Origin of the sequence: Pseudoalteromonas sp. AOP7-A1-14 (genome assembly GCF_052376275.1) — a bacterium.
Lineage (GTDB): Bacteria > Pseudomonadota > Gammaproteobacteria > Enterobacterales > Alteromonadaceae > Pseudoalteromonas.
Window position 1 is genome coordinate 21,558 of sequence record NZ_JBQSVO010000027.1, and the last position, 10,928, is coordinate 32,485.

Annotated in this window: 12 protein-coding genes; 5 read left to right on the forward strand and 7 right to left on the reverse strand. The window is 39.1% G+C overall.

Annotation, left to right across the window (positions count from 1 at the left end; genetic code table 11):
* Positions 1-47 precede the first annotated feature (47 nt).
* The 3 genes from ACT3RM_RS06570 to ACT3RM_RS06580 all read left to right on the forward strand — a co-directional run bounded on the left by ACT3RM_RS06570 (position 48) and on the right by ACT3RM_RS06580 (position 3,732).
* A complete protein-coding gene (locus ACT3RM_RS06570; RefSeq protein ID WP_441994859.1) occupies positions 48-2,543 on the forward strand; it encodes an EAL domain-containing protein in 2,496 nt (831 codons plus the stop codon).
* Between the two features lie 64 nt (positions 2,544-2,607).
* Positions 2,608-3,417 carry a DUF2797 domain-containing protein gene (locus ACT3RM_RS06575; RefSeq protein ID WP_441994860.1) on the forward strand — a complete coding sequence of 270 codons (810 nt, stop codon included), beginning with the start codon at positions 2,608-2,610 and terminating at the stop codon, positions 3,415-3,417.
* Between the two features lie 3 nt (positions 3,418-3,420).
* Positions 3,421-3,732 carry a DUF4144 family protein gene (locus tag ACT3RM_RS06580; RefSeq protein WP_441994862.1) on the forward strand — a complete coding sequence of 104 codons (312 nt, stop codon included), beginning with the start codon at positions 3,421-3,423 and terminating at the stop codon, positions 3,730-3,732.
* Here ACT3RM_RS06580 and ACT3RM_RS06585 read toward each other — a convergent pair.
* From ACT3RM_RS06585 to ACT3RM_RS06610, 6 genes are all read right to left on the reverse strand, one after another.
* Entirely contained in the window at positions 3,715-4,635 is a 921-nt protein-coding gene (locus ACT3RM_RS06585) for a histone deacetylase family protein (RefSeq protein ID WP_441992787.1), read from the reverse strand. The genes ACT3RM_RS06580 and ACT3RM_RS06585 overlap by 18 nt on opposite strands.
* 177 nt (positions 4,636-4,812) lie before the next feature.
* Positions 4,813-6,357 carry a serine hydrolase gene (locus tag ACT3RM_RS06590; RefSeq protein ID WP_441994872.1) on the reverse strand — a complete coding sequence of 515 codons (1,545 nt, stop codon included), beginning with the start codon at positions 6,355-6,357 and terminating at the stop codon, positions 4,813-4,815.
* 14 nt (positions 6,358-6,371) lie between these two features.
* Positions 6,372-6,872 (reverse strand): gamma-glutamylcyclotransferase family protein, encoded by a 501-nt coding sequence (locus ACT3RM_RS06595; RefSeq protein ID WP_441994864.1) that lies wholly within the window; start codon positions 6,870-6,872, stop codon positions 6,372-6,374.
* Positions 6,873-6,909: 37 nt separating this feature from the next.
* Positions 6,910-7,533: a LysE family translocator gene (locus ACT3RM_RS06600; RefSeq protein WP_441994865.1), complete on the reverse strand. Its 624-nt coding sequence runs from the start codon at positions 7,531-7,533 to the stop codon at positions 6,910-6,912.
* A 2-nt stretch (positions 7,534-7,535) separates the two neighbouring features.
* Entirely contained in the window at positions 7,536-8,318 is a 783-nt protein-coding gene (locus tag ACT3RM_RS06605; RefSeq protein WP_441994866.1) for a hypothetical protein, read from the reverse strand.
* A 14-nt stretch (positions 8,319-8,332) separates the two neighbouring features.
* Entirely contained in the window at positions 8,333-8,812 is a 480-nt protein-coding gene (locus ACT3RM_RS06610) for a CreA family protein (protein WP_441994867.1), read from the reverse strand.
* Between the two features lie 109 nt (positions 8,813-8,921).
* Between ACT3RM_RS06610 and ACT3RM_RS06615 the strand changes: the two genes are divergently transcribed.
* Both ACT3RM_RS06615 and ACT3RM_RS06620 read left to right on the forward strand, forming a co-directional pair.
* Positions 8,922-9,509, forward strand: coding sequence for a hypothetical protein (locus ACT3RM_RS06615; RefSeq protein WP_441994868.1), 588 nt, complete (start codon positions 8,922-8,924; stop codon positions 9,507-9,509).
* 10 nt (positions 9,510-9,519) lie between these two features.
* The gene (locus ACT3RM_RS06620) at positions 9,520-9,849 is read left to right on the forward strand and encodes a 5-carboxymethyl-2-hydroxymuconate Delta-isomerase (RefSeq protein WP_441994869.1); all 330 of its coding nucleotides are present in this window, start codon (positions 9,520-9,522) and stop codon (positions 9,847-9,849) included.
* On the opposite strand, the gene ACT3RM_RS06625 is transcribed toward ACT3RM_RS06620, so the two are convergent.
* On the reverse strand, positions 9,846-10,928 hold a 1,083-nt coding region (locus ACT3RM_RS06625; protein ID WP_444511350.1), incomplete at its 5' end, for a TolB family protein. The genes ACT3RM_RS06620 and ACT3RM_RS06625 overlap by 4 nt on opposite strands.

The following is a 10,928-nucleotide window of genomic DNA, read 5'->3' on the forward strand; positions in this document are numbered from 1 at the left end:
TGATGCTACACTAACTAAATAAAAGGTACAATTTCATAAGTAGTTAAGTGGAACATAAAACTATACGATATCATTTTATAGCAATCGCTATTTTGCTTACTTTATTTTTTATTACCAGCAACTTTGCAAGTCATCTTGTGACGCCAACCCGCTATACTATTGATAAAACAGCCGCAGTTTATACCACTTATGCCTATCGTATTGACCCAACTAAAGAACTGACCCTACAACAACTACTAGCGTCTCCTGATGCGCTAATAAAGCAACCTTTAAGCAATATTAGTTGGGACTTAAAGCCGCAAAACTATTGGCTAGTCGTTAACCTTAAAAATAAGCAGTCTACTCCTGCACATATGAACGTGCATTTTGATAATCCAATGGTTGACCATCTCACTGTTTACCAACTAGATGAACACCAAAACCTGCTTAATAGTGTAAAGCTAGGTGATAAAACACCCAATTTAACACTCTTTCAATATAGCGTACCGCATATAGCACTCACCCTTGATGCCAATCAAGCACAGCGGTTAATCATTAAAGTGGACACCGTTGGCATTAGCAAAACCCCTATTAATATTTATGGCAGTAAAGAGTTTAAAGATCTGATCAGATCACAATCGGCTATTTGGGGAGTTTTTGTTGGCGTACTGATCATGGCAGCCTTATATAACTTGGTGCTTTATTTTGGTATTCGCGATCGCGTGTACTTAGTATATATAGGCTATATACTCTCGGCGCTGTTATTAATGGGGTCAGTACTGGGCTTCGGTTTTTATATTTGGCCACTGTCATGGCAACTATTTTTTAATCATCATATTGTTGTTAGTAACTATTATATAGCCTTTTTCACAGTGGCTTTTTGCACCATGTTTTTACGATACCATAAAGATAAGTGTCGTTTATATAAAACCAGCATCGCATTTTTATGGCTACTAACAGTATTAGGTGTAAGCAGCTACTTTATTGTGGAGTACACCGCTTCAAAAGTCTTTTTTGTGATTATGATATTCATTTATATTTTATGTTTTACCATGATTTATAAAAAACTTATGAGTGGCTTTCGTTGGACAAAATTTTATATTATTTCATGGGTACCATTGATCATCGGTGCAGCAGTACAACCACTTGAACTAACCGGCTTTATAGCTTATAGCTTTACTACACGCCACCTATTCTTAGTCGCTATTTTATTTGAAGTTGTACTAATGGCTATGGCATTAGCCGATCGCGTTCGCTACCAACGCGAAAAGGCGCTTTATCATGCCACCCACACCCAGCAAACCAAGTTACTTAATCAAGCAATGCTAAAGCAGGCGTATATGGCCCTCAGTGATAACCAGCGAAATTCAACTTTATGCCTGATAAAAATTCGTCACTTCAATACATTAATGAGTATTTTAAACCCTCAACAAGGCAGTGATATTGTAGCAACAGTTGCCGCAACACTTGAGCAAAGCCTATTTAAGCGCCGCCAATTTGCTAACCTAGATATAAGCCTTGATAACAGCCCTAAAGTAGCCGATTTAAGCGGCGGTGTAGTCGCTTTTATATGTACAAAAATACAACCCGCACAAAGCACCTATGAATTACTAACAAGTATGGTTAAATTACTACCTAAGCACTATGCAGTATCCGGTCTCGATTTACAGCTAGAGTACAACTTAAGTGTTGCTACCCCCATCGAAAATGATGCCTTTGATGCCTGGTTACAGCGTGGTTACATGCATTTAAATCAGGCACGTAACCCCATAGAAAGTAGTAACACTATGACTGTAAACCTTGCCTTAGCAGCAGCCTTACAAGACGCCATTCGTAATAATCAGCTGGTTATTTATTTACAGCCATTCGTTGATTTAAAAACAGATAACGTCACGGGTGCAGAAGCATTATTACGCTGGCCTAATGCAGCGCAAACTATAGATATTAAAGCGCTAATAAGCCTTGCTAAAAAAACCGGAATTATAAACGAGCTTACTTTATGGATTATTGACCAAGCCTGCAAGACTCTCGAAGTACTTACAAAAGAAGGTCATCATAACCATTCTATAAGCGTAAATTTAAGTCCGAAAAACTTAACGATACCCAACCTTATTGAGAAAATAGAAAACACCTTACTTAAATATAATATCTCAGCAGCGAAATTACAGTTTGAATTAGCTGAATCGGCTTTCATAGAGCAACAAGAGGAGATGAAGTTATTTATTTCTAAATTAAAACAATTAGGAATAAATGTAGCATTAGATGATTTTGGTACAGATCACTCTTCACTCAGTTATTTATTAAATTACTCATTTTCAACACTCAAAGTAGATAAGTCCTTTGTAAATGACTTATCTAACAACGAAAAAAACCAAGTCATTGTTAAAACCTCGATTGAGGTGGCTCATAACTTAGGTATGAATATCACAATCGAGGGTGTGAAAGACAAAGCCACTGCCATCCTATTAACACACCTCGGAGCCGATAAAGCACAAGGTTACTATTACACTGAGCCACTTCCTTTAGATAAGTATTTAACATGGCTTGCTACAGAACATAAATAACCACAAAGCTTTTTTTCGGCGGGGATGATAAAATACTTTTTTAAACATCTTTAGGGGCGTAAAGGTGCAAGGAACACTGAAAAAACTAAAATCTTCTTTAACTCAACCTATTCAATATCAATTACCTGTTGGTGATGAACTAGTTGACCTTAATGCTTATATTGGCAAACCGTTGACACTAACGTTTAGTGGCACTATTTTGTGCTCTAATTGCGGTAAAAAAACTAAGAAAAGTTACTCTCAAGGACATTGCTTTGTATGTATGCGTAAGCTTGCCAGCTGCGATATGTGCATTATGAAACCCGAAACCTGCCACTACGACCAAGGCACTTGCCGTGAGCCACAGTGGGGCGAAGAAAACTGCATGATTCCGCATTATGTTTACTTAGCAAATACCTCAGGCCTTAAAGTCGGTATTACTCGCCATACACAAATTCCTACTCGCTGGGTTGACCAAGGTGCCACCCAAGCATTACCTATTTTCAAAGTGCAAACACGCTTACAGTCAGGCTTAGTCGAAGTTGCTTTAGCGCAATTTATTGCTGATAAAACTAATTGGCGTAATATGCTCAAAGGAGAAAATGAAGCATTAGACTTAAAAGCCGCAGCTACAGAACTGCTCCCACAAATTGAGGATAAATTGTCTGAGCTTGCCGAACTGTTTGGTGCCACCGCCATTGAGAAGCTTGATCAAGACGTGGTTGAACTAGAGTTTCCGGTTTCTAAATATCCAACAAAAATTAACTCTTTTAACTTTGATAAAGACCCCATAGTAAGTGGTATTTTACAAGGTATTAAAGGCCAATATTTAATTTTTGATAATGGCGTTATTAATATTCGCAAATTCACTTCGTATGAAATATCGGTAGGTTAACCAATGAGCACGCTTTTAAATTCGACACTTTTCCCGCAATTTATTATTTTTAATAATGAGTTAGAAGTCGCAAAAAGCGAGAAAGAGCGTGCAGATTTATTATATGGCTTAAACGACCTTGAAAAGCAGAGCGTAGTTATCCTAGATTACCAGCAGCAATATACTCAACTAAACAATAAGCCATGTAATGCTATATCAGCAAAGGAACTCGCTGACTTAGTTAAAGACTATTTACACAAAGAAGGCCATTGTTGTTTAGCCAAAATAGACTCTTTAACCCCAGAGCAAGCTTTTGCGCTAGTCGCTCTCAACTAGCGCTTTTAAGTGTACCGCCACACTGCGCCCAAGTGCTGATAAAGCATAACCGCCTTCAAGGTAAGAAATAATACCCTTGCAATTATACTGCGTTACAAATAAAGCAAGCTGTTCAGTTATCCAACTGTAATCGTCTTCGACGAACTTTAAACTTGCCATATCATCCTCAAGGTGTGCGTCAAAGCCTGCACTAATAAATAATAGCTCAGGTTGAAACGCTGTGAGTTTAGGCAACCACTGCTCATTATAAACCGCCTTTAAATCATTGCCATCGCTGGCAATCGGTAAAGGTGAATTAACTAAAGTCGCATTGTTTTCAACCGCAGTATTAGGGTAAAAAGGATGCTGAAATAACGAACAAAGCAACACGTTTTCATCATCCATAAAAATATCTTGCGTGCCATTGCCGTGGTGTACGTCTATATCAACTATCGCAATACGCTTAATACCTTTACTTTGCGCATATTTAACGCCTATAGCCAAATTATTAAACACACAAAACCCGGCAGAACTTGATTGATTAGCATGATGCCCAGGCGGACGCACAGCGCAAAATGCCGCATCGAGCTTATCTGCCAATATTTCATCAACGGCCAAAATTCCTGAGCCTACCGCACGCTCTATCGCCATTAAAGATTCAATGCCAAGCCATGTATCGCCGTCTAAAGAGGCTAACCCTTCACAGGGGATAGTTGTTTCAACTTTTTTTACCAATGCCTCATCATGTGCAAGCAGGTAATGTTCCCGTTCTGCTTTTGGCGCTTGTAATTGCTGTATTGCGATATCTAAACCACTTGCTAATAAACGGTCGTTGATCGCATCCAAACGCTCTGGGCACTCTGGATGATCATCGATCATTTTATGTTTTCGACAAAATGGATGAGAAATAACAGCAGTACGCATGCCCGCTCCAAATTAGTGAATGAATAATGAGTAATAAATTAATCATAATTATAACAAAGCCGCTCATTGGCGGCTTTGCGACTTTGGTTTACTATTTAACCCGAACACCAAGAAGGTGAGACGTATGTTGACAGTTTAAGATCAATTTATGAGTTAATCTTTTAACTACAGAACAGGTTATTTAGCATGTAAATGTAGATTTCTAAAATCAAAACTAAAATCTGTAACCGAGGTTGAGACAGCGTGCATTTTGGCACTATTGACGCGGTTATTGGTGTCCATATCAAACTCAATAAACGCATCAGCTTCGAGCAGCTTTTCATCCCATTTCACGATAAAGGTGTTACCCGAGTAATGCTCAAGCTGGCCTTTTAAACGCTTAGTATGTGTAAAATCAATACGTAACTTGCCATCAAGCTCTTCAATAATTACATCACCATACCAATCATCATTCAGTGTGCCAGTGTAATTAATATTCGGTAGCTGCGGCTGGTAATCTGCTGGGGCCTCAGGTTTAGCATTGGCGTACGCTTTTTGTTTACCTGCAAAATGCTTTTTGGCTAAATCTTCTACCCAGTCTTTATCTTCAAGTTCCATAGCATCTTCAAGTACTTCATAAGTAATGGCTGAAAGCGCACTAAACGCTTGTTGGTTAGATAAAATAACTATTCCTAAGTTTTTCTCAGGCACTAAAGTGACTTGCGACACCATTCCTAAAATACCACCACCATGACCTATTTTTTTTATGCCATGAAAATCTTCAATGCTCCAACCTAAACCATAACCTCTAAACTGCTGATGATATGCTTCAAAAGCACTTTTAGACGCCAGCGACGTAATATGCGGATGCCACATTTGCGCTTGTTGTTTTTCACTAAATAATTGCTCGCCATTTGGCATTTGGCCACCAGCAAGTTGCGTACGTAACCATTGACTCATATCACCGACACTTGAGACAATCGCTCCTGCACCACGAAAATCTTCTAAGTAATTTACAAAGAACGGATGTAGTTTACCGTCCATAGGAATGTGACCTGTTGCCCAGTTCTTATTACTTTTTGGAATGCGTGAAAAACCAGCGCGAGAGTTTTTCATATTAAGTGGCTGAAGAATATTCTTTTCGATGTAGTCGTTCCAGCTCATACCTGACACCCGAGCAACCACTTCACCAGCGGTAACAAACATTAAGTTGTTATACGCGTACTTACTACGAAAACTACTTGCTGGTTTTAGGTGTTTTAGGCCTGCTAAAATTTCTTCAATTGATTTATCGGTATCAGGCCAAATCATTAAATCGCCTTGCCCTAATCCTAAGCCACTACGATGGCTTAATAAGTCACGAATGGTCATTTCACGGGTTACATAAGGGTCATACAAGCGAAACTCAGGTAGGTGATCGATTACTTTGTCATCCCAGTTGATTTTTTCTTCATCAACTAGTTTCGCAAGTGCTGCGGCGGTAAAGGCTTTGGTGTTTGAGGCAATACCAAATAAGGTATCTTTATTAACTTTACTACCAGTTTCGAGATTGCTGATACCAAACCCTTTGGCGAGTATCACTTTATCGTTTTCAACTATAGCGACAGCCATACCCGGCACATCAAAACGTGCCATAGAAGCTTTAATTACTTGCTCTATATTATCACTATCAACTTGCGCTACGCTTGAAAATGTACAGCTTGATAAGAGCGCAGCAATCATTGCTAACTTTTTAAATTTCATCATATTCCTAGCTTTTAATTATTTTTTTGATGTACTGCAAATTCAATATCAGCACGTTTTTTATCACTATCTTGGCGCATTGGCCGCGCCTTTATTGCTTCACTGTAGCCACTGGGTACACCGGCTTCAAGTGAGCCGCGATAAACGTGCTCAATATACCAATCATACGGCAGTAAATTACTATCAAGGGTGTTAGCAATATAGCAATGCACCGCTAATTCTTGGCCGTCTAACAGCTCAACCTGCACATCAACACAATCGTAATTGGGCCCTTCAATAGTATCTAATATTGCTTTTTCGTCATCGCTGAGTTCATACACCACACCATATACAAGGGCATCGTGGTTATCACTTTTTTTCACGCTACACTTACCTGAGCCATCATGACTTACCATATCAAATGTCAGCTCATAGCCTTTTAATAAAGCGGTACCAACACGCTTTGCTTGTGGTAATCGGGCTAATAAGCGATTAGACGACATATTTGAACCAAATGAGAAGTTATATAACGCCATGTTTCCTCTTTTTATAAGTTAAAGTTTGTATATTTATTTACAGTACCACACGAACTGCAAGTAAAATTAAGATCACGCCAATACCACGGTCAAACCAATAGCCACTTTTTTGAAAAAAACCACGCACCGCAGGTTTTGATAGCACCAAAGATAAAAATGAAAACCAAAGGTAAGTAGCTAAAGCCATATAAAGTCCATACCCTGCTTGTACAATTAACGGGGTTGATTGATTAATTACTAATGTAAATAAAGACATAAAAAATAAAGTTGCTTTAGGGTTTAAAGCATTTGTAAAAAAACCACGACGAAAAGCCACCCAACTTCTTTCTTTATTGTGTACTTTTGTAGCGCCTTCAGAGCTTATGGTTGCGGGCTTTGCGCTGCGTAGAGCTTGCACACCTATGTAGGCTAAATAAGCACCCGCTAAGTATTTAAGTGCCATAAATACGCTAGGTGATTGGGCCAATAAAACCGCCACGCCTAATAAGCAATAACTAACATGCAGTAATATGGCAAGGCCTACGCCAACGCTTGTCCAAAGCGCATTACGCCTACCGTGTTGAATGCTTTGTTTTAACACAATAGCAAAGTCAGGGCCTGGGCTTGCTACGGCAAAAAAATGCGCTAAAGCAATTAATAAAAATTCATCAATGTAGGCCATTACTACCCTGCTTTTTTATCATCAAAGGCTAGTAATAGCGGATCTGGTGAATTATTTATAAGTGCTTTAATCTCACGTTGCGCTTTTTTAAACTGACCACGTAAGTGTGGTTTTAAATACTTTTTAGAATGCTTATCGCCTTTAAAGTGGCTCACCAGTGCATGCATAAATAACGTTTGCGATTCGCTAAGCGCCGCTTCACGATTTGCATAAGGGTTATAACACGAACCGCAACCGCCTTTAAATTGATACACAGTGTTGCTCATCATCACCCCAAACCCTAAATAACATGCTAAAGCATCACTTGCTTGCGGTAAGAACTCCTTTCCCCCGGGCGGTAAAACTCCCACATGGTGAATCATAATAGTAGCGAGCGTACCGGCAAAACTGGCGACTAAATCTTGTGGTTGATTAATTTGGTTAGGGTTAAAAGACACGCTAATCTGGTGTGATGGCGCAACAACTAACTGGCTATTTTCCCCTCGCAACTCATTACTAAATGCAAAGTGTGGGAAAACCTGCGGTTGTAATTGCTGCGGCTTAACCAAACTAATTGGCCATGCATTCATGCCAGCGTAATCAACTACTCGCTCGAAAACCTTACCGGCCATTTCTTCAATGCTCGATACTGAATCAGGAAAAAATTGATGATTAGGTAAAACTAACTGTGTGTTATTTAGAAAAAACTCACTATCAAAATTTTCTGCTGCCCATACAAAGGTATCAATAAGCCATTGCTGTTCCTGCTTATCTAGCAAGGGTTTGGATTTAAATAACGTTAACATAGCTTGCTCTTTAATTATTCTTGCTTTAATTGCGCTTGCGACCACGCCCATGCTTGGGTGTTGTATAAAGGTACCGTTGAAAGTGCATGATGATGACTCCCCGTTGACTCTTTTGTAGAGTACGATAAGTACAATAAACTGCTGGTTTTAGCATCATAAATACGGCGTACTTTTAGTGATTTAAATAAAATGCTTTTCGATGATTTAAATACGACCTCGCCTGATTTACTACGATCAATAACTTGCAACTGCTGCGCTGTAATAGGGCCTGTTTGACGACACGAAATTGACATATCCGAAGGATCAGCAAAGTCTAAGTTAGCTTCAATATGGCTAATATGACAAGTCACCCCATCAACAAGCGGATCTTGTTGAGAGATCACTTTAATATCTTTGGTAGTAAATAAGCCTAGACTTACCGAGGCCGCATCATCCGAACAACCAGCAACCATCAATATAGGAACAATTGCCGTTATTAATTTAATTAGTTTCATACTATTACTCCTGTAAATTATTGCTAAGCACCACAGCGGCGCTTACAATTATTTTTCAGCTATGTTTCAATACTACCCCATAATAACCGTAACAACGAGCACCGACACTATGAAAAAAGCACTTAGTTTACTCTGTTTACTGTTTGCCAGTTATAACGCATCAGCGGGCTACTCCGTGAGTGTTTATACTGGTAAAAGCTTTAATCAATCATTAGAAACAGAAGAAGGCTTAGCGGTAGAACTTGATGACAGCAATCATTTTGCTTTTAGTATTGATAGAACGATTGATTCAGCTCGTTATGGCTTTTATTTTTCAAATACCGAAAGTGACTTTCAATCATCCCCTGATAATAGCGTTAAAATGCACTATGCGCTGTTTCAAAGCGCGGTTGAAGTCCCACTAGGTAATCGTGTTAATGGTTATGTTGGCGCGCAAATTGGTGCTAATTATGTCAAAACCAACTTCACTAGTTCAGATACCTTTTTTGCCAGTGGTTTATATGGCGGTTTTGAGTACTTATTTAATGATCAAGTACGGGTTTTATTTGAAACTCGTTGGCTTGCGACTATTGTAAATAATGCCAGTAACGTATCATGTACATTACCTACTGATGAAGACAACCAATGCTTATGGCATTTTGATGGTGACGTATTGAATCAGTTTCAAACAAGTTTAGGTTTTACTTATCGTTTTTGAGGAGTTTACGATGCCCCATATAATTATTGAGCACTCTGAAGATTTACCAGTACTACCACAAGTACTGGTCGAAAAAATTCACCAAGCCGCATACGACAGTGGTTTATTTGAACTCCCCACTATTAAAACACGCGCCATTGCGTATCAACATTATCAATTAGGTCAGGGTAAAGAAGGCTTTATTCATGTTGCTGCACACATTATGTCTGGACGCAGTATTGAACAAAAACAGCAGCTAAGCGAAGACTTACTCGCTTGCTTGAAAACCTATTGCCGTGACTCAGACAGCTTAAGCGTTAACATTCAAGATGTTGACCACGAAATTTATCGTAAGTGCTAAAACGGTAAATATTGCGCTTTAATACGCTTAATATCTATTTGCGGCGACTTATATGAAGTGAACACTAACCAGTGTTTGTCTGCAATATAAGTTAGCCCTGACGAGCGACTAAAAGCACGCTCTGGTAAGCGAATCGCATCATGATGTATTTGCTTATCAATATCATAATAACTCAATCTATAATCATCTGCTTTAACATTAAAATAGTAAATACGTGCTGTGGTCGTACTATCTTCTTGTGCAAAATGCCAGGCAAAATTGTTTGATAAGTTAATGTTATCAACCAATAATTGCTCCTTCATACTACCCGCAGGCTTTATCCATAACTGAGTATTTTCTTGATTGGCAAAAATAATATCGCCAGCTGTATTTTCATAACCATACATAGCTTTGCTATCAAGAGCTTGTGTCACTTGGCCATTATTTAAATCAATACGAAACAAGTTACTCCCATTTGAAATCAAGATACTTTGATTATCATGACTCCATGCAGGCTTACCATGATAAGTTAATTGCGTATCTACTTTTTTGATCTGCTCTTGAAGGGTGTCATAAAAATATAAGCCATTTTCGCCTGACTTAAACAAAGTAAACGCAATAAAGCGACCATCATAAGACCAAACAGGGTTATAAATACTGCCCTCTAGCTGGGTTAGCTGTACACGCTCTGTGCCGTCTAAGCTGGCACGCCAAAGCTCTGTAAAGCCAGATTCGTTTGAGGTATAAGCCAGTTGCTTGGTGACTTCACTGTAATCTGAAAAACGAGAGCTAAAGTGCGATGACATAATAGGAAAAGGCGAGCTGGCCACATCGTCACCGATAGCAACACGCATCAAAGCAGAATCTATTTGCCATTGATGAAAATACAAACTGCCGTCACTTGCAAACTCCGGAAAGCTCAATCCTTCTATATCAGCGTTAGTAAGCTTATCGGTAGTTAAGTCATAAAAATAACCATGACGCTGGCCTTGTTTAATCCCCGAAAACACCAGCATTGGCTTGCTTGGATGCCAATCAACCCCACGAATATCGACAAAGCCATTGGTGATCTGAGTAGCCTTGGCGGTTTTTATATCAAC